Raw genomic sequence first — 20959 nt, forward strand, 5'->3', positions numbered from 1 at the left:
CTGTACTGCTGGACAAAAGGCGACCGCACGGTCGCCTTTTTTATGGCCATCAATCAGCGTGCTGAATACTCGTCAACAAGGGCGCGGGAGAGGGCTAGGGTGAGCGCACAACGATAAGAAGGCTCACCCGATGACCGCCATGACCCCGTGCCTGGATCGACCCGGATTTTTGCCCAGGCTTTCTTCGCATCATCAACCTCGCAGCCGTTTGAGCGCACCTTTGCTGACATCGAACGCACGGGTCAGGCTGTTGTGCGCGCCCGCAGGCAGCGGCAAAACCGCACTGCTCACCGAATGTCTCCTTCAGGTGCGCGCGGAGTGCGAGGCAATCTGGCTGCCGCTGGCGGGAGCGGCGCTCAGCACCGAAGAGTTCTGCCTGCGTCTGACGCGGGCGCTCGGGCTGGTCGAAGGCCTTGACGATACGCAACTGATGGCGGAGCTGGCCCATTGGTCGAGGCCGACGTCGCTGTTTATCGACGATTACAGTCGGCTGCCGGATCCGGCTGTGGATGCTCTGCTGGATCGCTTGCTGGCGGTCAGCAGCCCGGCGCTCACCTGGTGGATCAGCACTCGCCGCCGGCCGCAGTGCAACTGGCCGCGCCTGTTGCTCGATGACGAACTCTACGAATTCGAGAGTGCCAGCCTGGCGCTGACTCACGATGAAGTTGTATCGGTGTTGCACCATTTGCCGCCTGACCAGGCGGACCGCGTCGCCACCCGTATCATCCAGCGTACTGGCGGTTGGTGCGCGGGGTCGCGCATGGCGCTCCTGCAGAAATGCGACTGGTCGCAAAACCTGCAACCGCAGCAGCGTGTCGACACTCTGCTCGATTATCTGCAGCATGAACTGTTCAGCAACCTGACGCCGGAGCAGGACGAGGCATGGCGTGTGCTGGCTCACCTGCCACGGTTCAACGCGCCGTTATGCGAGCATTTGTTCGGCCCTGGCGAAGGCGCTCAGCTGCTGCGTGATCTGCAAGTGCTGGGCTGCTTCATCGAGCCTTGGCAAGCGTCCGCTGACTGGCTCCAGGTGTTCCGCCCGCTGTCGCGAATCATCCAGGAGTCGCACTGGCCGTGTGCGCGTTCCTGGCACCGGCGCGCCTGTCAGTGGTTCAGCGCGACGCAGGATTGGCGAGCGGCGTTCGAGCAAGCGTTGTTGGCCGAGGAATACGAAACTGCCGTCAGCCTGTTGCAGCATTTCGGCTTCGAAGACTTGTTCGAAGACCAGACCGTCGTCCTGCTGTTGCGTTTGCACGAGCAGCAAAGCCAGCAGCTGACCCTGATGACACCACAGCTGATCGTGCTGGTCACGGGCGCCTTATTGTTTGCCGGCCGGTTCGAACAGGCCGGGCAATGCCTGGCTCATCTCGGCCGCTTCATGCCGCAGCCGACAGCGCAACTGGAGCAGCAACTGCTGGCCCGCTGGCAGGCGCAACAGGGATGGCTGTTTCACCTGCAAGGGCAAATGGAGTCGGCACGCGCCTGCTTTCAGGAGGCTTTGTCTGCGCTGGCTGACGAGGCCTGGCAGGCGCGTTTGATGTGCCTGTCGGGACTGACCCAGCAGGCGTTACTGTGCGGCGAGCTGGATCAGGCCCATGCCCTCAACCGCGAAGCGCTGTGCCTGGCGCGGGCTCACGGCTCCTTGCTGTTCGAAGGCTTGCTTGAGCTTGACCATGCGCAATGGCTCGAGCAGCGGGGCGCGCCTTTGCGTGCCGAAAGCCTGCTGGTGGAGATCGAGCACTTGCTGCGCCAGCGCGCCACGCTGCCCGTGCCACTGCTCGGCCGGATTGCCCTGCGGCGCGGACGACTGGCGCTGTGCATGGGCCTTGAAGCGCAGGCTGCGGAGCTGTTCAGTCAAGGCCTTGAAGATTGCCTGCGCAGTGCAGACAAACGAGTCTTGTATGGCTATTTGGGGCAGGCGCAACTGGCCGGCAATCGCGGCGATTATGCCTGCGCTTTCGAGCGCCTGCGCGAGGCCGAAAGGGTCATGCAGCAGCGGCAGATTCCCGATACGGTCTATCGCGGTGTTGTGTTGCAGGTAAGCAGCCAGTTCTGGTTGCAACAGGGCCGACCGCATCTTGTGCAAGAAGCGTTGAGCCGACTGTTACGGCATTACCGGGGACCTTCGGCGCTGCAGGCGCCACCCGCGACGTTCGAACTGATTATTCGCATCGAATACCTGCTGGCCTGCGCGAATGCGCAATCGGACCCGGACGAAAGCGCTCGGCCCTCCATTGAACGATTGCTGAAACGTGCTCAGGCCAAGGGCATGTTGGCGGCGGAAACGGAATTGTTGCTGGCCTTCGCCCAGTTGGCCGAAGCGCACGGTGACACGGCGGCGGCGCAGCAAGCGTTCCAGCGAGCCGCAACGCTGGCGGAGCGTTGCCGATTGCAGCAAGCCGTGCGCGAGTGGGAATTACGCCGAGGTAGCCTCACTGGGTCTGGCAAGGAGGTTTCTGCCTGGCCACGGGAAAACGATGATCAGGCGCCTGGCCTCAGTCGGCGCGAACGGGAAGTGCTGATGTTGATTGCTCAAGGGGCTTCTAATCAGCAAGTTGCCGAGCAACTGTTTATTTCATTACATACAGTAAAAACCCATGCGAGAAGGATTAACGGTAAGTTGGGTGTAGAACGCAGAACCCAGGCTGTGGCGAAAGCCAAGTTGATGGGGATACTGGTTTAGTTTTGTAAATTTCAGTAGCACAACATGGTGTTCGTTGTTGGGTGGCATGTTTTGTAATTTGTTCGAGCTTCATGTCGGCTGAAAAAGAAACTACCTTGCAATTATCGGCGGTGGCTGCACTTGCAGCTCTGGATAATCAAGTAAGGAAAGTTTGTGGCCAAGTTATATAAAAGTTTGATGCGTGGTTCTTTCGGTGAGCAGGTTACCTGGCCGGAAGAGTGGGAAAAGGCAACACAGGCTAAAACAGATCTGTTCAAGATCATCGACGCCATGCCGAGCGTGCTGGATATTCTGCGCAGCATGCTTGAGGGTGAATTGAAGCGTCTGGGCAAAACAGTTGATATCGACAAGGTCTATATCAATACGGATCCTGCTTTCCCTGCCGATGAAAATCGGCCATCAGGCACTCTTTGGGATGTGACGGTTATTTGTCTGAATAACCATATAAGTCCTGCCTATATTATGGGTGGCGATGGGGTTTTTGTTCTGCCGGATACGTTCAGTGAGCAATTCAAAGTCAAGGTGCTCAATACCATTGTTGTTGAAGATCTGATCGCTGCTGTAACTGCCGGACTGGAAAAAACATTGCGAGCCGAGATCGCAAAGTTCTGGGCTGCGCCAGCGAAACCCGTCCATGCCGACAATGCACCGCTGTCGAACAAACAGGCTTTCATCAAGGCCTATGCCGTGGTCACCGGTGCAGAGCTGTCGCTGTCGGTCATGGCCAACAATTTCGATGCCCGATTGGGCGAGCGATTCGCTCATCTGCTGGAAGCAGATGCCGGTCGCGCAGCGTTTGAAGTCAACCTGCAACCGGCACAGGATTATCTTCTGGTGCGCCAGCCCTGTTTCGTTCTGGACAACGCCGAGCGTGCGGTCGCAGAGATGCAACTGGTCAACGAGTCGACTTCCTATCTGCTGCACACGCCGGAAAACGGCTTCGAGTTCTTTGAAAGAAATACCGATTTGCACAGCAAACTTCAGCAGAGACTTTCCCTGCGTAGCGAGCAGATCAGTTATCCAAAAGCCACGCAAAGTCCTCATGTCTTTTGTGTCGACACTCACCTCAAAGGTCAGCTTGAAAATGTTTCATCCTTGATCAGGGGCCGGGAACAACTGGAAAAACCACTGATCTCCATGCTTCAAGAGAATCAACGCCTGCATGTGCTGCGTTACGGCATCGACACCCGCTTTTATCTGCTTTGGGCAGCACTGAAGCGCACCGACTGGCCGCTTTGGCTGCATGCCGCTGGTAGCGATGTTCAACAACGTTATAGCGAGCTTGAAGAATCCAAAGACCAGTATGAGGCTGCATATTCGAGCGCGTTCGATACGTGTTTTTCTTTCAAGGACTATGTGCTGCGCACGTTCTCCGCATGGGCGCAGAGGGCCTTTGACGAACGCCTGGATCCTGAAGCGATCAGTGTCCATAGCTCGTACACTTTGCAGATTGCCGGACGGACCATCGAGCAGGAAGAAACCCGGACGCTGACGGAGTTTCTTGTTTTCGGTCTGCACGACAATGGTTACAAAGCGACTCTGACCATCATCGGCGCTCCCGACGGAAGTCGGCTGACGGCAGTAGCGCTCGAGCAGTGGCTGGAAAATCGTAATCTGCGCCTGGAGTTTACCGGCAGTCTTGCATACTCGCCGTCGGTTGCTTGGCAGGAGGCCTATCGCAACTATCTCTTCAGCCAGATGGAGTTTGCAGTTTTTGTAGCTCGCCAGTCCGGGAAGCTGGATTCCACCGATGCGAACATCATCGCGCGAGCCATGGCCAACGACCCTGCGGTGACTATTCAGGGCTTGAAAATCAGGCTGCAAGTCCCAGCATTGAAAGATGTTCTGATGATTTCGGCCAAAGAATACGCACCCTCGCTGATGTTGGTCAAAACAGCTGACGGGCAATTCGAACTGCAGAAATTTTCCGATATCTACGCGGCGAACCGCTGGCTGGAGTCGGCATTGTCGGCGGATCGTGAATACGCCGCATTGATGATTCATCCCGACTACCTGCACGAGGCGGGTGAGTTGCTTGGCAGCGCTGGTACTCAACTGAGCTACCGCTACACGCTTGATAGCCGGCCGGTCGATCTTTATCTGAACGCCAAGGCACCTTTGGCGGACTACGTAAATGTCGCCTACCGAGCCGAAGTTGCGCTGCACAAGGCCATTGCACCGGCAGCTTATCGGGCGCTTGGCATTGAGGGGCGCAAGCGCTATTCGCGTCTGACAACCGAACTCAAGGCGCTGTCCACGGTTGATGCACGAGACAATGGTTTTCCGACATTCGAGCAGTTCACCTATGACGCGGTGAAAGCCCAGATAGAAGACCTATTGCGTTCGCGCGGCAGCAACATTTCGGTCAATCCCGACCAGATCATTATTCAGACCGAAGAGTTTCGTAAGAGCGTTACCGACGTCTTGCTTGAGGGACTCGCTTTCGAAGCGGTGCATCCGGCCTATGAAACCAAGTACAGCCCCAAATATTACTTGGTGAATGGACATCCCCTCGTTGAAAAACTGGATATCCGGGATTTGTCTTCGCTATCGAAAACCTTCCGCCCTGGTGACCGATACAGCGCGATGCTGGAAGAGCAATATCTGAACAAGGCTCATCCTGATCACGCTTTCAAGCGCGCGGTACACGCCCGGAAAATCCGCTGTGAGATGTATCGCAATGCGTTTGCCGATTTCACCAACGGCAGATTATCGACAGAGTCTTTCTCTGCTGTCCAAGGGGTTATCGATAACCTGAAAGAGAGTGGCGGTTATCAGTCGGTAGGGACCAGCACCGCCGAAGGTGATATCGGGCTGTACAAATTCAATATGGGCGCGCTGGGTCTGACGACTCCTGGGGACCGCGCGGTTGGCGGCGTTTATATTTTTCGACTGAAGTTGTCGTCAGGTTTCTTCGACTTGCTCTATACGCCTGACGCGCCGGATCAAGTCAACTTCCGGCCGATCGCTGAGTTCATTCCTTCGATTCGTTTTCGAAAAGGCCCGTTCAGGAACTATTACAGCGAGCGGATACTGCTGGTTGACCAGAAAGTGACCAATGACTACTTCGATAATCTGGTCGCAACGGTTGATACCCGACCGGTCATTCGCACACAGCAGCGTTCGTTACTGCCCGATCTGTTCACTTTCCATGACGAGCGAGTGCGCCGTGTATTGAGTGACATCGACGAACGGACCACCAGTCTCAACGAAATAATCGCCGGTGTGGTTTATGAAAATCTGTTGAAGGCCGCAAACATTGTCAGCCTGCTGGTGCCACCCGTAGGCACTGTGGTGGTGGCTGTGCAGGTGATGAAAAGCATCTACGACGCGTCGCAGTCGCACCGGCGCGGTGATTATTCCGCCGCGCTGGGGCATGTGCAGGATGTATTGAGCGGACTGCTGACATTGGGTCAGGCTGCAGCGGCGGGGGCGCCGGCTAAAGAACTTACCCGTGCGCAACGCTCGTTTCTCAGTCTGTTTGAAGACGCCCGCACGGTCGCGGAGCTGGTTACGTATTACACCGGCCATGAAGACCCCGCCGATGAACTGATCGGGTTCTTCAAGTCACTGATGCAAGAGGCTGAGTCTGCATTAAGCAAGACCACGGTTCGCTGAGCCGTTTCGAGCGCTCATAGTCTGATTTATCTTTCGTAACCCATGCGCCAACTCACGGCCCGGGTCGCAGCCAACAACCGCTGCGCCGCCGGGCCGTTTTCGTCGGCGTGGAACAGTGAGGTCGGGCCGACGATGGTCAGCACCGCAGCGATCTGGCCGACCGCGTTGAACACTGGCGCAGAAAGCGCATCCACACCCGGCATCAACAAACCATGCACGTGATGCAGACCGCGTTCGCGGATCTGTTCACACAGCGCTGCATAGGCTTTTTCGTCCTTGAGGGGATGCTTCTCGACAGCGATCTCCTGCTCGCGCAATTCATCGGTTTCCCGGTGCGGCAGGTAAGCGCTGAACACCAGCCCGGTGGACGAGCTGAGCAGTGGCAGCACCGAACCCAACTGCGTCACCACCGTCACCGCGCGCACCGCCGGTTCAATGTGCACGACGGTTGCGCCCTGATTGCCCCACACCGCGAGAAAGCAGGTTTCGTTGAGTTCATCGCGCAGCTCGGACAGCGGCAGGGCGGCAACTTTCAGCACGTCCATGCTGTTGAGCGCGGCCAGGCCCACGCGCAGTGCTTCGCGACCGAGGCCGTAATGGTTGGTGGCGGTGTTCTGTTCGGCAAATCCGGAGGCTATCAACGCCTGCAAATAGCGATGCACCTTGCTTGCCGGCATCTGCACATGTTCGGCCAGACGCGACAGCGAAGTCGACGGTGACAACTCGGCCAAAGCCTTGAGGATGTCGGTGCCGACTTCGGCGGAGCGGACTTTCTGTTTGCCGTTGCTGTCGCTGGTTTTTTCCATGGGGCTGGCGGTTCCGGTTCGAATGGGCGTCTTTATAGCTTGACGCTGGATAGCGAGCAAATTACGTTATGCGTAATCAGATTACGATAATAACAACCCCGGCGTGCCGAGACCTCTGAGCCAGAGCGATGGGCCACTGCCGACTCCCTGTTCAGGAGGCTCCATGAACCCCGATTCAACCGCGCAGGACCTGGTTTACCAGTCCGGCTTCGGCAACGAATTCAGCACTGAAGCGTTGCCCGGCGCGCTGCCCGTTGGCCAGAACTCTCCGCAGAAAGCCCCATACGGCCTGTATACCGAGCTGTTCTCCGGCACCGCGTTTACCATGCCGCGCAGCGAAGCGCGGCGCACCTGGATGTACCGGATTCAGCCGTCGGCCAACCACCCGGCGTTCGTCAAACTGGAACGGCAACTGGCCGGCGGACCTTTGGGTGAAGTAACCCCCAATCGTCTGCGCTGGAATCCACTGGAGCTGCCGACCGAACCGACGGATTTCATCGATGGCCTGGTCAGCATGGCGGCCAACGCCGGTGCCGAGAAACCGTCTGGCATCAGCATTTATAACTACGCCGCCAATCGTTCGATGGAGCGGGTGTTCTTCAATGCCGATGGGGAAATGCTGCTGGTGCCGCAACTCGGTCGCCTGCGTATCGCCACCGAACTGGGCGTACTCGAAGTGGCGCCGCTGGAAATCGTCGTTCTGCCGCGTGGCCTGAAATTTCGCGTCGAACTGCTCGATCCACAGGCACGCGGCTACCTCGCCGAGAACCACGGCGCGCCGCTGCGCCTGCCGGATCTGGGGCCGATCGGCAGCAACGGTCTGGCCAATCCACGGGATTTCCTCACCCCGGTCGCTGCCTACGAAAACCTGCAGCAACCGACTACTCTGGTACAGAAATTCCTTGGCCAGTTGTGGGCGACCGAACTCAATCACTCACCGCTCAATGTGGTCGCCTGGCACGGCAACAACGTGCCGTACAAATACGACCTGCGCCGTTTCAACACCATTGGCACGGTGAGTTTCGATCATCCCGATCCTTCGATCTTCACCGTATTGACCTCGCCGACCAGCGTGCACGGTCTGGCCAACCTCGATTTCGTGATCTTCCCGCCGCGCTGGATGGTCGCCGAAAAGACCTTCCGGCCACCGTGGTTCCATCGCAACCTGATGAACGAATTCATGGGCCTGATCCAGGGCGAATACGACGCCAAGGCTGAAGGCTTCGTGCCCGGCGGCGCATCGCTGCACAGCTGCATGAGCGCTCACGGCCCGGACGGCGAAACCTGCACCAGGGCGATCAACGCCGAGCTTGCACCTGCAAAAATCGATAACACCATGGCCTTCATGTTCGAGACCAGCCAAGTGCTTCGTCCAAGTCGTTTCGCCCTCGAATGCCCACAGTTGCAACCCAGTTACGACGCTTGCTGGGCGACGCTGCCCGCCACGTTCGACCCGACCCGGAGATAACCCATGACACAGAATTCCATCCCCCGCAGCTGGGTCGCTTCGGCCAACGGTCACAGCGATTTCCCCTTGCAGAATCTGCCGCTGGGCGTGTTCAGCCTCAAGGGTTCTGCGCCGCGCGCTGGCGTGGCGATCGGCGAGCACATCTTCGATTTGCAGGTGGCGCTTGAGGCCGGTCTGTTCGACGGTGTCGCACGCAGTGCGGTGGAAGCCATGCACGGCGGGCAGTTGAACGCGTTCTTTGAACTTGGCCGTGAGGCGCGGGTTGCCCTGCGCGAACGCCTGATCGAACTGTTCAGTGAAGGCAGCACGCTGCGCGGCAACATCGAAGCGCAAGGCGCGAAACTCTTGCCGCTGGCTGCCGATTGCCAGATGCACCTGCCGGCGCGAATCAGCGATTACACCGACTTCTACGTCGGCATCGAGCACGCGCAGAACGTCGGCAAACTGTTCCGTCCGGATAACCCGCTGCTGCCGAACTACAAGCACGTGCCGATCGGTTACCACGGTCGCGCTTCCACGGTGCGAGCGTCCGGCACCGACGTGCGCCGGCCGAAAGGCCAGACGCTGCCGGCCGGCCAGACCGAACCGGTATTCGGTCCATGCGCGCGTCTGGATTACGAACTGGAACTGGGTATCTGGATCGGCCAGGGCAATGAGATGGGCGAGCCGATTGCCATCGGTGACGCTGCCGAGCACATCGCCGGTTTCTGCCTGCTCAACGACTGGTCGGCGCGGGATATCCAGGCTTGGGAATACCAGCCACTCGGCCCCTTCCTGTCGAAGAGTTTCATCACCAGCGTCTCGCCGTGGGTGGTGACGGCTGAAGCACTGGAACCATTCCGCACGGCGCAACCGGCGCGCCCTGAAGGTGATCCGCAGCCGCTGCCGTATCTGCTCGACAAGCGCGATCAGGATGGCGGCGCCTTCGACATCGAGCTGGAAGTGCTGTTGCGTACCGAAACCATGCGCGAGCAGAACCTGCCCGCCCATCGTTTAACCCTGAGCAACACCCGCTACATGTACTGGACCGTCGCGCAAATGGTTGCGCATCACAGCGTCAACGGTTGCCAGTTGCAGGCCGGCGATCTGTTCGGTTCGGGCACTTTGTCCGGGCCGGAAAACGGTCAGTTCGGCAGCCTGCTGGAGATCACTGAGGGCGGTAAGAAACCGATCGAACTGGCTTCTGGCGAAGTGCGCAAATTCCTTGAGGACGGTGACGAAATCATCCTGCGTGCCCGCTGCGCCCGCGACGGTTTTGCCTCGATCGGCTTCGGCGAATGTCGCGGCACCGTGATCGCTGCGCGCTGACAGGAGCGGCTTATGGATCTCTATGGCTATTACCGTTCCACTTCATCGTACCGGGTGCGGATTGCGCTGGCGTTGAAGGGCCTCGATTACCAGGCGTTGCCGGTCAACCTGATCGCACCGTCGGGCGGTGAACATCGGCAACCGGCGTATCTGGCGCTCAATCCGCAGGGCCGGGTGCCGACCTTGCGCACCGATGATGGTGCGCTGCTGATTCAATCGCCGGCGATCATCGAGTATCTGGAAGAGCGTTATCCACAGGTGCCGTTGCTGCCGGATGATCTGCTGGCGCGCGCGCAGGTGCGCGGTGTCGCGGCGGTGATCGGCTGCGACGTGCACCCGCTGCACAACGTCAGCGTGCTCAATCGCCTGCGCCAGGCGGGGCAGAATGAGGCGCAAGTGGTGGAGTGGATCAGCCATTGGATCAGCCAAGGGCTGGCGACGGTGGAGCAGTTGATCGGCGACAGCGGTTTCTGTTTTGGCGAATGGCCGTGCGTGGCAGATGTGTATCTGATTCCGCAGTTGTATGCGGCTGAGCGGTTCAACGTCAGCCTGGAGGCGTATCCGAAAATTTGCCGTGTGGCTGCGTTGGCGGCTGAACATCCGGCGTTTATCAAGGCGCATCCTGCCAATCAACCAGACACCCCGTAATTCCTGTGGGAGCGAGCCTGCTCGCGAAGACGGAGTGTCAGTGGCCTTTCATTCAGCTGACACACCGCTTTCGCGAGCAGGCTCGCTCCCACACAGGTTTGTGTGGGCCTCAAGGATGGTGGCAGCCTGCGGAAGGTAGTTAATGCACGACGGAGTTGGGCGGCAGATGGCCGAGGCGTTCGGTCAGGCGCAGGCGCTGGATCGGGTCTTCGCTGAGCAATAATGCATGCTCCAGATCGAAGCGTTCAGCGTTCGGGCAATCCAGCCGTTGATACAGACTGGCCCGGGCCATGTAATCGGAGGCCTTCGCATCGCCCAGTTCGAGCACTCGTTCTGCGTCGATCAGCGCGGCGATGTGATCGTCGTGGGTCAGGTGCAATTGGCGCAGGTTGCGTGACAGACGTTGCAGCATCTGCACCGGCGTTGCGCTCAGCAAATGTTCGGCGCTGAGCTGCATGTTCGGCCCGTATTGGCGTTGCAACAGTTCTCGGCAGTCATTGGGATACAGTCGCCGCCCGCCGCAAGGATCGAGCAAGTGGTCGGCGCCGGGTACCCGCAGCAGAAAATGTCCGGGGAAGTTGACCCCGACCAGAGGAATCTCCAACCCACGCGCCAATTCCAGTGCGATCAACGCCAATGCCAACGGCTGACCGCGTTGGGTGTGCAACACGCGATGCAGCAGCGCCGCCTGCGGGCGCAGCGGCAGGAAATCATCCTGCGCGAAACCGAGATCGACCATGCGTCGCAACAGCGGTTGCGCCAGTTCGCTGACCGGCAGCATCGGCAGCCCATAGCTGACGCGTAGTTGCAGATCCTTGAAGGTGCGCAACCATGCCTCGGGCTCGAGGGTTTTGTCGTGCTCGGCACTTATCCACAGCGCAGCTTCCAGCAGGGCCGGCGGTGAACGATGCAGGCATTCGAAAAAGCGTTGGCGCGCACTCATCAAAATCTCCCTCCAATGCCTCGTTTTAGCCCCGTCCGGGTTGTTCGTCCAGTGCCGGGCTCACTGAGCGCGAGTTATAGCGGCGCAGCATTGTCCGCTCGGCGGCTCATGCCGGTGTGCGCCAGCAATTTTCAGGGGCAAGCCTATACTGGCGTTCTACAAGAAGTGATTCGGGAGCCTGTCGATGTTCGCTCTCATGCAAAGCACTCGCCTGGAATCGCTGCACCTGAGCGTGGACCCGGCCACCGGGTTGAAGGCGGTCATTGCCATTCATAACAGCCATCTGGGGCCAGCCCTGGGTGGGTGCCGTTACCTTGCCTATCCCAACGACGAATCTGCGGTCGAGGACGCCATTCGCCTGGCGCAAAACATGAGCTACAAAGCGGCGCTCGCCGGCCTCGCGCAAGGTGGCGGGGTGGCGGTGATCGTGCGCCCGGCCCATGTCGAGAATCGCGCCGCGTTGTTCGAGGCTTTCGGACGTTGCATCGAGCAACTCGACGGCCGCTATATCACCGCCATCGACAGCGGTACGTCAGTGGCGGACATGGACTGCATTGCCCAGCAGACCCGCCACGTTACCAGCACCACTTCGGCAGGCGACCCGGCGCCGCATGCGGCCATGGGCGTGTTCGCCGGCATACGCGCCACGGCGATGGCGCGCCTGGGCAGCGACAACCTCGAAGGTCTGCGCGTTGCCATCCAGGGGCTTGGCAATGTCGGTTTTGCGCTGGCCGAGCAACTGCACGCGGCAGGCGCCGAGTTGCTCGTCAGTGACATCGACCACGGCAAGGTGCAACTGGCGATGGAGCAGCTCAATGCTCACCCGATCGCCAACGACGCATTGCTCAGCACGCCGTGCGACATTCTCGCGCCGTGCGGGTTGGGCGGTGTGCTCAACAGTCACAGCGTTTCACAGCTGCGCTGCTCGGCGGTGGCCGGTTCGGCGAACAATCAACTTTCCCATCTGGATGTGGCGGATCAACTGGAACGGCGCGGGATTCTTTATGCGCCGGATTATGTGATCAATGCCGGCGGGCTGATTTACGTATCGCTTAAACATCGCGGTGAGGAGTTGCCGACGATTACGGCGCATCTGTCGAAAATCAGTTCGCGGCTGACCGAAGTCTTCGCCCATGCTCAGGCGGAAAAACGTTCGCCGGCGCGGGTGGCGGATGAGTTGGCCGAAAAGGTTTTGTATCGCTGAAAGCAAAAGATCGCAGCCTTCGGCAGCTCCTACATTCCGAGTGCAGGAGCTGCCGAAGGCTGCGATCTTTCTAATTACTTCGGCGCTTTCGCTGGTTTGGCTGGCTTCGCCGGCGCCTCATCAGGTTCTGCCGCTTCAGCTTTTTCGACAGGCTCGGCCGGCGCATTGATCAGCTCCGACAGCGCATCGGGCTGGCTCTTGAACGCTCTGGCGAACACATCGCGATTCTTCGCCATGTAGATCCCGGCTTCTTCCACTTGCTGTTCAGTCAGGGACGGAACGGCTTTTTGCAGCACATCGGCCAGATATTCGGCCAGTTCGAGCATTTTGTCATGACGATCAGCTTCGGCTTTATCCATGAACAAGCGCTCCAGATCTCGGCTGCTGCGGTATACCACTTCGACGGCCATTCACCACCTCACATGCCTTCACATTAAGTTGTCTTGATGACTACTGTATCCATATACAGCGAAAAGGATAAGCGAATCCCTGCGCCATGGGTAGTGGCTTTTCAATGTAGACCGGATTTGGGGTTTGTCAGGGGTACGGTGTGGCTGCTATTCGCGAGCAGGCTCGCTCCCACGGGGATTGTGCAAAGCCGCGAGCCTGCGACCAAACGCCACGGCGCGGGATTTGCGGCGGATCGCCATGATGCGTGGCCCTGAACCTGCATGAAAACCGTTGCTACAAGGCGCGCGCGCAAAACCGTCACGTGCGATACGCATCATCCGCCCGAAACGGGCTAAGGAAACTCATCGTGAAAATAAATTGGGCCGAGAAACTGCGGCGTAACGTGCATCAACTGGCCGAGTCCCTGGGCAACCTGTTCGTCGAAACCTTTCACTATCTGGCGCTGTTCGCCATCGGTGCGGTGACAGCGTGGGCGGCGGTGATGGAGTTTCTCGGGATGCTCGAAGTCGGGCACATCAAGATCGATGACATTCTGTTGCTGTTCATCTATCTGGAACTGGGCGCGATGGTCGGGATTTATTTCAAGACCAACCACATGCCGGTGCGCTTCCTGATCTACGTGGCGATCACTGCACTGACGCGCCTGCTGATCTCCAACGTCTCGCACCACAACCCGCCGGACATGGGCATTATCTACCTGTGCGGCGGCATTCTGCTGCTGGCGTTTGCGATCCTGGTGGTGCGTTACGCTTCGTCGCAATTCCCCTCAGTGAAGATCGAGAACCCGCAGCGCAAGCTCGGCACGGGCTCCAGCGAACATCCTGAAGTGGAGAAGGGCGAGCTTTAAAGGCCCGCCGCCTGGCCGGGCTGGCCCTTGACGCGTGGCGGTGGCGGGGTGAGCCCGGCGCCGCTGGTCATGGCTTCGAGAATCGACATGGCGCTGTGGCCCTGTTCGATGGCGATGCCGAACTGGATGCTTTGCACCAGCCTCTTCAAACGCTCGGGATCGTTGCGCTGTTCGGCACTGATCATGCGCTTGGCCACAATGCGGCCGGCGTTGGACAGGGTCAGCATGATGCTGCCGTCCAGGCCCTGAATGCTCAGATTGATCTGATAGTCCGGCGCGAAAGCATCGGTAATGATCTGAAATGGGTTGTCCATGATGCGTCACCGCCTGATTGAACGTGCAGTTGTTGACCGGCCATGATCTGATTTGGTTCGCAACACCAGACCACTGGCATCTCGTTCGCTGAGGTTTGCAATGTCCGTTTGCCTCAAGGGTGATGTAGCAAGGGGCATGCCGGAAAAATTGTCGAACAATAAACACGGCGAAAAAAACGGCGAGCCTCGGGGCTCGCCGTTTTTTGTGGCGCGTTTTCAGGGCAGGAATGAGCGGATGATCGCTGACAGTGCAGTCAGGCCGATCAGCACTCCACCCAGTTCACCGCCAGCCCGCCCCGCGAGGTTTCCTTGTACTTGTCGTGCATGTCGGCGCCGGTGTCGCGCATGGTGCGAATCACCCGGTCGAGGGAAATAAAGTGATTGCCGTCGCCGCGCAGGGCCATTTGCGTGGCGTTGATCGCCTTCACCGCCGCGATGGCATTGCGCTCGATGCACGGCACTTGCACCAGGCCACCGACCGGATCGCAGGTCAGGCCGAGGTTGTGTTCCAGGCCGATTTCGGCAGCGTTCTCCAGTTGCTCCGGTGTCGCGCCGAGGACGTCGGCGAGGCCGGCGGCGGCCATTGCGCAAGCCGAACCGACTTCGCCCTGGCAGCCGACCTCGGCACCGGAGATGGAGGCGTTTTTCTTGCACAAAATGCCGACAGCGGCGGCGCCCAGAAAGAACGCAACGACGTCATCGTCAGACGCATCCGGATTGAATTTCATGTAGTAGTGCAGAACCGCCGGAATGATGCCGGCGGCACCATTGGTCGGCGCGGTGACCATGCGCCCGCCGGCGGCATTTTCTTCGTTGACGGCAAGGGCGAACAGGTTGACCCATTCCATCGCCGACAGGGTCGAGCTGATCACATTCGGTTTGCCGATTTCCAACAGGCTGCGATGCAGTTTCGCCGCGCGGCGCGGTACTTTCAGACCGCCGGGCAGGATGCCTTCGTGGCGCAAACCTTGTTCGACGCACTCGCGCATCACTGACCAGATGTGCAGCAGGCCTTGGCGAATCTCGGCATCGCTGCGCCAGGCGCGTTCGTTGGCCATCATCAGTTCGGACACGCGCAGATTGTGCTTTTTGCACAAAGCGAGCAGTTCGGCGGCGCTGGAAAAATCGTAGGGCAACACCACGTCGCTGGCTGGCGCCACGCCAGACTCGGCTTCAGCCGCTTCGACGATGAAACCGCCGCCCACCGAGTAATAGGTTTGCGTGAGCAGCTCGGCGCTTTCGCCAAATGCGCTCAGCGACATGGCGTTGGGGTGGTAGGGCAAGCTCTCGTCGAGCAGCAGCAGATCGCTCTGCCAGTCAAACGCAATCGAGCGTTGACCGGCGAGGGACAATTGCCCGGTTTCGCGCAGTTGCTGAATGCGTGGATCGATGGTCGAAGGATCGATGCTGTCCGGCCACTCGCCCATCAGGCCCATGACCGTCGCGCGATCGGTGGCATGGCCAACGCCGGTCGCAGACAGTGAGCCGTACAGACGAATTTCCACCCGTCGCACGTCATAGAGCAGATGTTGGTCGATCAGGGCCTGGGCAAACGTCGCCGCTGCACGCATCGGACCGACGGTATGGGAACTGGACGGGCCGATGCCCACTTTGAATAGATCGAAAACACTGATAGCCATGCTAAACCCTTACAAGCAATGGAGTAGGAATCGCTGCCATTTTTTGTCGGACAAGCGCAATGTCGGCGATACTGCCTGCCTCGCTTCGAGGTGACCAACGAAACCTCCTAAGACAGCCTTTAGCAGGACTAAACAATGAGTCGTCAATTGCATGCCCAGACCTACGTCTGGCTGCAGGTGTTTGCCTGTGCCGCGCGGCACCTGTCGTTCACCCGTTGTGCCGAAGAGCTGCACATCACCCCGGGCGCGGTCAGCCAGCAGATCCGCCAATTGGAAGAACGCCTGGGCTTTCGCCTGTTTCATCGGCGCGCGCGGGGTGTTGAGTTGAGTGCACAGGGGCAGCGGCTGGCGATTACCGTCAATGAAGCGTACGGCAGCATCGATGCGGAATTGCGCCGGCTGGACGCCGGGATGATCAGCGGGACTTTGCGGTTGCGGTCGATCCCGTCGTTTCTCGGCAAGTGGCTGACTCCGCGCCTGCCGCGCTTGCAGCAACGCTTTCCGGATATCCAGTTGCGCCTGGTGGCGGAGGACAGCAGCGTGCCGTTGCACGAAGGCGATTTCGATCTCGCCATCGATCTCAACGACGGCAGCTACCCCGGATTGTTATCCACAGCCTTGCTCGACGAGCAGATATTTCCGGTGTGCGCGCCGAGCCTGCTGCGCGGGCGACCGCCGTTGCACGGTCCGGCGCATCTGGTGCATTTCCCGCTGCTGCACGACATCACCGCCTGGCGTGGCAGTTACGAGTATGCGGAATGGGAGTTCTATTTGAATGCGATCGGCTTCGAAGGCGCCGATGTGCGGCGCGGCCACACGTTCAATCGCAATCACCTGACCATCGAAGCGGCGATCGCTGGCATGGGCGTGGCGATTGCCCGGCGCACGTTGCTCAACGATGAGCTGGAGCGCGGCACTTTGATCGTGCCGTTCGGCTTGTCGGTGCCCAACCATAAACGCTACGTGCTGTTGTATGCACCGGGGGCGTTGAGCCATCCGGGCGTGCGCGCTGTGCATGACTGGCTGGTGGAGGAGGCGGGGATTTTTCGCAGCCTGCACCCGCTGAATGAGCAACAGATGTGAGCAGATTTTTCTGCGGAGCGGGTCGACCCAACTCCCGACATTAACAGCGCCTAGCCCGGTTGTCCGGCTTTTTTTGCGAATGAATATTTTTCTTTTTTCAGGGGTTGAAATGTTCGTCGCTCGGGCCGATTGTTGTAACCAGGAGGTCAGGAAATTCAACTCAAGGCCTCCAGCGAGCTAGCTGAAATAAGGGATGAACTATGCAAATCCAAGTCAACAGCGATAACCATATTCAAAGCAGTAAGCGACTGGAGGAGTGGGTACGTACAACTATTGAGAGCACGCTCGACCGTTATGAAGAAGACCTGACCCGTGTCGAAGTCCACCTGAGCGACGAGAACGGCGAGAAACCAGGTCCCCATGACTTGCGCTGCCAACTGGAAGCGCGGCCAAAAGGCCACCAACCGATTTCCGTGACCCATAAAGCCGATTCGCTGGAACAGGCGATCGACGGTGCTGCCGAGAAACTCGAGCACAAACTGGATCATCTGTTCGGCAAACTGCGAGGTAAACCACGCGCCGCTGTAGTGCCATTTACCGGCAAAGCCAACGACAAGCTGTTGGCGGAAGAATTTGACGAGAACGAACAGGCAGCGATCAACAGTTGATGCGCTGATTTCACAAGTAACCAAAGGAGAACGGGCCTGCTGATGCAGGCCCGTTTTTTGTTTGTGGTGTTGGTGATTGCTCGCAGGGTTTAAGACCGTAGCCCCTCACCCCAGCCCTCTCCCGAGGGAGAGGGAGCCGATCCCGGTTGTTTTCAAGTCCAGCGTTCGGCTCGATATTGCAGGCGAGCGTAAATCGTAAATACACCTCGGTCAGTCCCTCACCCTCTGGGAGAAAGGGCCGATCCCGGTTGTTTTCAAGTCCAGCGTTCGGCTCGATATTGCAGGCGAGCGTAAAGCGTAAATACACCTCGGTCAGTCCCTCACCCTCTGGGAGAAAGGGCCGATCCCGGTTGTTTTCAAGTCCAGCGTTCGGCTCGATATTGCAGGCGAGCGTAAATCGTAAATACACCTCGGTCAGTCCCTCACCCTCTGGGAGAGGGGGCCGATCCCGGTTGTTTTCAAGTCCAGCGTTCGGCTCGATATTGCAGGCGAGCGTAAATCGTAAATACACCTCGGTCAGTCCCTCACCCTCTGGGAGAGGGGGCCGATTCCGGTTGTTTTCAGGTCCAGCGTTCGGCTCGATATTGCAGGCGAGCGTAAATCGTAAATACACCTCGGTCAGTCCCTCACCCTCTGGGGGAAGGGGCCGATTCCGGTTGTTTTCAAGTCCAGCGTTCGGCTCGATATTGCAGGCGAGCGTAAGCGTAAATACACCTCGGTCAGTCCCTCACCCTCTGGGAGAGGGGGCCGATCCCGGTTGTTTTCAAGTCCAGCGTTCGGCTCGATATTGCAGGCGAGCGTAAATCGTAAATACACCTCGGTCAGTTCCTCACCCTCTGGGAGAGGGGGCCGATTCCGGTTGTTTTCAAGTCCAGCGTTCGGCTCGATATTGCAGGCGAGCGTAAATCGTAAATACACCTCGGTCAGTTCCCTCTCCCTTTGGGAGAGGGTTAGGGTGAGGGGCTTTTGATCTTCGATGGGGTGGGGTCAGAACGCCACCGACGTCTGCACATAAACCGTCCGCGGCTCTCCCACGTACTTGCCCTTGTTGTTGTCATCGAACGAGCGTGTGAAGTACTGCGTGTTGAAGATGTTCTTCACGCCCACCGCCACATTCAAATCCGACAGTTGCGGTCCGAAGTCATACCCGGCGCGGCTGCTGAACAGCATGTAACCGGGGATCTTGCCGGTGCTGCCATCGGCACTTTCCTTCGAGGTGTTGGCGTTGTCGGCGAACTGGTCGCTCTGGAAGCTGCTGTCCAGATTCAGCTTCCATGGCCCTTCGGTATAACCGACGCCAATCGTGCCTTTGTGTTTGGAGGAAAACGGCACGCGGTTGCCTTTGTTCGGCCCGTCCTCGCGGATGGTTGCGTCGACATAGGCATAACTGGCGTAGACATCGAAACCGGCCAGCGCCGGACTCAAGTCATCGAGCGCGTAATTGACGCTGGTCTCGATGCCCTGATGGCGGGTTTCGCCGCGCGCGATCACCGAGTCGTTGGTCTGGTTGCTTTCGTACTGGTTGTCGAAGTTGATCAGGAATGCGCCGATTTCCGCGCGCAGGGCACCGTTGTCGTAGCGCGTGCCGAGTTCCCAGGTGCGTGCCTTTTCCGGTTTCACTTCGCCGCTGCTCACGCGGTTGGGCATCTGGCTGTATTGCACGCTGCCGAACGAGCCTTCGGTGTTGGCGTACAGATTCCAGCTGTCGGTGAGGTGATAGAGCACGTTCAGCGCCGGCAGCGCGGTGTTGTAGTCGCCCTTGTATTTGACGTTGGTCAGGTTGTTGGTCTGCTGCGACTCGATCATCTCGTAGCGCACGCCCGGGGTGATGGTCCATTTGCCGATGTCGATGCGGTCATCGACGAAGAATGCGTTGGCCTCGGTACCACCGCGAGTGTCACGGTCGTTGCGGCTGCTGGTGGTCGGGTATTGGTTGGCGTTGATCGGCGTGCGATAGCGCAGTTCGTGGCCGGCCTCATTGATGTAGCGGTAGCCGACGCCGACTTCGTGGCTGCTCGGACCCAGGTCGAAGCCTTGGGCGAAACGGGTTTCCAGACCACGCACCCAATACTCGCGAGGCGACAGCGAAAGAAACGTGCCCTGATCCAGATAACCGCTGCGCAGGGTTTTGGTGAAGAAGGTGTTGGCGGTGAACTCGCGGCGATCTTGCTGATAGCGATAGCCGAAGTTGAACATCGTGCGGCGCCCCCAGAACTGGTCTTTCGGTCGCGTCGACTGATACGGATCGGCATCGTAATCGGCGACATTGAGACCGCCGGGCATGTCGGCCTTGCCCTCGTAATACTGGGCCATGGCGTTGAAGCTGTTGGCGTCGTCGAGCTGGTACTTGCCCTTGAGGATCAGGTCGTCGATCTCGGTATCGCTGTGTTCACGCCAGTCACCGCCACGGGTGCCGGAGTACAACAGCGCACCACCGAGGCCGTTGGCATTGGTGCCGCCGGCCAGCAGATTGGCGCTGGTCTTGAAACCGTCGTGGCTCGACGATGGGCTGGTTTCAGTCTGCAAACCTCCCTTGACCGTTGGCTCGTCGGGAATCGCCCGGGTCACGAAGTTGACCACGCCGCCGACGTTCTGCGGGCCGTAACGTACCGCACCGCCGCCACGCACCACGTCCACGGCATCCATGTTGCCCATGCTGATCGGCGCGAACGAAAGCTGCGGCTGACCATACGGCGCGAACGGCACCGGGATGCCGTCCATCAATACTGTCGAGCGTGCGGCCAGGCGTGGATTCAAACCACGAATGCCGAAGTTCAGTGCCATGTCGTGGCTGCCCGTGCCGTTGTTCTCCGGCGCGTTCACACCGGGGATGCGGTTGAGTACGTCGCGGGCCTGGGTCGCGCCCTGGCGTTCGAATTCTTCGCGGCGGATCACATCACGCGCCCCGGGGTGTTCGAAGACGTTGATCTGCGCTGCATCGCCGAGCCAGTCGCCGACCACGGTCGAGGTGCCCAGCTCCAGCGCCGCGTCAGCCAGCGGTTGCAGGCTGAAGGCGTTGTCACCTTCGGCGCGGGCTCGCAGGCCGGTGCCATCGAGCAAGGCATCGAGGCCTTGTTGCGCGGTGTAATTGCCTTCCAGACCACGGCTTTGCACGCCGCTGGTGACTTGCGAACCGAAGGAAATCAGTACGCCTGCTTCACGGCCAAACTGGTTGAGCGCGGTTTCCAGCGATGCCGGGGCGATGTGATAAACCTTGGCTTCGGCACCCATCGCGGCGGGCAGGGCGGTGAAACTCAGGCTGGCGCCGAGCAGAAGATTGCGCAGGCTGCGGGCCAGTGGCGTAAGGCGGTTGGGCTGCATGTGGATGATCCTGAGAAGGTGGAATCAAGGGGGCTTTCCTTCTCTGTCACGCCAGAT

At 59.2% G+C, this 20959-nt stretch carries 15 protein-coding genes and 1 pseudogene; 9 read left to right on the plus strand and 7 right to left on the minus strand.

Annotated features, from left to right (window positions below):
* Nucleotides 1-130 precede the first annotated feature (130 nt).
* Both ACZ9BE_RS02215 and ACZ9BE_RS02220 read left to right on the plus strand, forming a co-directional pair.
* On the plus strand, nt 131-2683 hold the full coding sequence (locus ACZ9BE_RS02215; protein ID WP_476248858.1) for a LuxR C-terminal-related transcriptional regulator: 2553 nt from the start codon (nt 131-133) through the stop codon (nt 2681-2683).
* Nucleotides 2684-2836: 153 nt separating this feature from the next.
* Nucleotides 2837-6301 carry a dermonecrotic toxin domain-containing protein gene (locus tag ACZ9BE_RS02220; RefSeq protein WP_476248859.1) on the plus strand — a complete coding sequence of 1155 codons (3465 nt, stop codon included), beginning with the start codon at nt 2837-2839 and terminating at the stop codon, nt 6299-6301.
* A 26-nt stretch (nt 6302-6327) separates the two neighbouring features.
* On the opposite strand, the gene ACZ9BE_RS02225 is transcribed toward ACZ9BE_RS02220, so the two are convergent.
* Nucleotides 6328-7107, minus strand: a complete 780-nt coding sequence (locus ACZ9BE_RS02225) for an IclR family transcriptional regulator (RefSeq protein WP_056782991.1) — start codon at nt 7105-7107, stop codon at nt 6328-6330.
* Between the two features lie 163 nt (nt 7108-7270).
* On the opposite strand from ACZ9BE_RS02225, the gene hmgA reads away from it, so the two are divergent.
* Genes hmgA through maiA form a run of 3 tightly spaced genes read left to right on the plus strand, consistent with a single transcriptional unit; the run spans nt 7271 to nt 10531 of the window.
* On the plus strand, nt 7271-8575 hold the full coding sequence (gene hmgA, locus ACZ9BE_RS02230) for a homogentisate 1,2-dioxygenase (protein WP_150636140.1): 1305 nt from the start codon (nt 7271-7273) through the stop codon (nt 8573-8575).
* Nucleotides 8576-8578: 3 nt separating this feature from the next.
* Nucleotides 8579-9883 (plus strand): fumarylacetoacetase, encoded by a 1305-nt coding sequence (gene fahA, locus ACZ9BE_RS02235; protein ID WP_056782995.1) that lies wholly within the window; start codon nt 8579-8581, stop codon nt 9881-9883.
* A gap of 12 nt (nt 9884-9895) precedes the next feature.
* Nucleotides 9896-10531: a maleylacetoacetate isomerase gene (maiA, locus tag ACZ9BE_RS02240; RefSeq protein ID WP_056782996.1), complete on the plus strand. Its 636-nt coding sequence runs from the start codon at nt 9896-9898 to the stop codon at nt 10529-10531.
* A gap of 139 nt (nt 10532-10670) precedes the next feature.
* On the opposite strand, the gene ACZ9BE_RS02245 is transcribed toward maiA, so the two are convergent.
* The gene (locus ACZ9BE_RS02245) at nt 10671-11474 is read right to left on the minus strand and encodes a SirB1 family protein (RefSeq protein WP_056782998.1); all 804 of its coding nucleotides are present in this window, start codon (nt 11472-11474) and stop codon (nt 10671-10673) included.
* A gap of 184 nt (nt 11475-11658) precedes the next feature.
* On the opposite strand from ACZ9BE_RS02245, the gene ACZ9BE_RS02250 reads away from it, so the two are divergent.
* Nucleotides 11659-12678, plus strand: a complete 1020-nt coding sequence (locus ACZ9BE_RS02250; protein ID WP_041479665.1) for a Glu/Leu/Phe/Val dehydrogenase family protein — start codon at nt 11659-11661, stop codon at nt 12676-12678.
* Nucleotides 12679-12833: 155 nt separating this feature from the next.
* Here ACZ9BE_RS02250 and ACZ9BE_RS02255 read toward each other — a convergent pair.
* Nucleotides 12834-13088, minus strand: a pseudogene (locus tag ACZ9BE_RS02255) (YebG family protein); the annotation flags it as partial.
* Between the two features lie 347 nt (nt 13089-13435).
* On the opposite strand from ACZ9BE_RS02255, the gene ACZ9BE_RS02260 reads away from it, so the two are divergent.
* A complete protein-coding gene (locus tag ACZ9BE_RS02260; RefSeq protein ID WP_039759287.1) occupies nt 13436-13936 on the plus strand; it encodes a phosphate-starvation-inducible protein PsiE in 501 nt (166 codons plus the stop codon).
* Here ACZ9BE_RS02260 and ACZ9BE_RS02265 read toward each other — a convergent pair.
* Together ACZ9BE_RS02265 and ACZ9BE_RS02270 are read right to left on the minus strand one after the other, a co-directional pair.
* The gene (locus tag ACZ9BE_RS02265) at nt 13933-14250 is read right to left on the minus strand and encodes a DUF3509 domain-containing protein (protein ID WP_016771632.1); all 318 of its coding nucleotides are present in this window, start codon (nt 14248-14250) and stop codon (nt 13933-13935) included. The two genes, ACZ9BE_RS02260 and ACZ9BE_RS02265, sit on opposite strands and share 4 nt — an antisense overlap.
* A gap of 263 nt (nt 14251-14513) precedes the next feature.
* The gene (locus ACZ9BE_RS02270; RefSeq protein ID WP_252868821.1) at nt 14514-15890 is read right to left on the minus strand and encodes an L-serine ammonia-lyase; all 1377 of its coding nucleotides are present in this window, start codon (nt 15888-15890) and stop codon (nt 14514-14516) included.
* A 135-nt stretch (nt 15891-16025) separates the two neighbouring features.
* Here ACZ9BE_RS02270 and ACZ9BE_RS02275 point away from each other — a divergent pair, with 135 nt between their 5' ends.
* Complete coding sequence (locus tag ACZ9BE_RS02275) at nt 16026-16973, plus strand: LysR substrate-binding domain-containing protein (RefSeq protein ID WP_476248860.1); 948 nt, start codon at nt 16026-16028, stop codon at nt 16971-16973.
* A 200-nt stretch (nt 16974-17173) separates the two neighbouring features.
* Entirely contained in the window at nt 17174-17581 is a 408-nt protein-coding gene (locus tag ACZ9BE_RS02280) for an HPF/RaiA family ribosome-associated protein (protein ID WP_016771629.1), read from the plus strand.
* A gap of 10 nt (nt 17582-17591) precedes the next feature.
* On the opposite strand, the gene ACZ9BE_RS02285 is transcribed toward ACZ9BE_RS02280, so the two are convergent.
* Entirely contained in the window at nt 17592-18194 is a 603-nt protein-coding gene (locus ACZ9BE_RS02285) for a hypothetical protein (RefSeq protein ID WP_476248861.1), read from the minus strand.
* Between the two features lie 374 nt (nt 18195-18568).
* Nucleotides 18569-20902: a TonB-dependent Fe(3+) dicitrate receptor FecA gene (gene fecA, locus ACZ9BE_RS02290; RefSeq protein ID WP_476248862.1), complete on the minus strand. Its 2334-nt coding sequence runs from the start codon at nt 20900-20902 to the stop codon at nt 18569-18571.
* Nucleotides 20903-20959 lie beyond the last annotated feature (57 nt).

Source organism: Pseudomonas sp. TE9122 (assembly GCF_056278925.1).

Bases quoted from the DNA above. Each gene is read 5' to 3' on its own strand.
- ACZ9BE_RS02215 (WP_476248858.1), top strand. From the start codon at position 131: ATGACCGCCATGACCCCGTGCCTGGATCGACCCGGATTTTTGCCCAGG.
- ACZ9BE_RS02225 (WP_056782991.1), bottom strand. From the start codon at position 7,107: ATGGAAAAAACCAGCGACAGCAACGGCAAACAGAAAGTCCGCTCCGCC.
- hmgA (WP_150636140.1), top strand. From the start codon at position 7,271: ATGAACCCCGATTCAACCGCGCAGGACCTGGTTTACCAGTCCGGCTTC.
- fahA (WP_056782995.1), top strand. From the start codon at position 8,579: ATGACACAGAATTCCATCCCCCGCAGCTGGGTCGCTTCGGCCAACGGT.
- maiA (WP_056782996.1), top strand. From the start codon at position 9,896: ATGGATCTCTATGGCTATTACCGTTCCACTTCATCGTACCGGGTGCGG.
- ACZ9BE_RS02245 (WP_056782998.1), bottom strand. From the start codon at position 11,474: ATGAGTGCGCGCCAACGCTTTTTCGAATGCCTGCATCGTTCACCGCCG.
- ACZ9BE_RS02250 (WP_041479665.1), top strand. From the start codon at position 11,659: ATGTTCGCTCTCATGCAAAGCACTCGCCTGGAATCGCTGCACCTGAGC.
- ACZ9BE_RS02265 (WP_016771632.1), bottom strand. From the start codon at position 14,250: ATGGACAACCCATTTCAGATCATTACCGATGCTTTCGCGCCGGACTAT.
- ACZ9BE_RS02270 (WP_252868821.1), bottom strand. From the start codon at position 15,890: ATGGCTATCAGTGTTTTCGATCTATTCAAAGTGGGCATCGGCCCGTCC.
- ACZ9BE_RS02275 (WP_476248860.1), top strand. From the start codon at position 16,026: ATGAGTCGTCAATTGCATGCCCAGACCTACGTCTGGCTGCAGGTGTTT.
- ACZ9BE_RS02280 (WP_016771629.1), top strand. From the start codon at position 17,174: ATGCAAATCCAAGTCAACAGCGATAACCATATTCAAAGCAGTAAGCGA.
- fecA (WP_476248862.1), bottom strand. From the start codon at position 20,902: ATGCAGCCCAACCGCCTTACGCCACTGGCCCGCAGCCTGCGCAATCTT.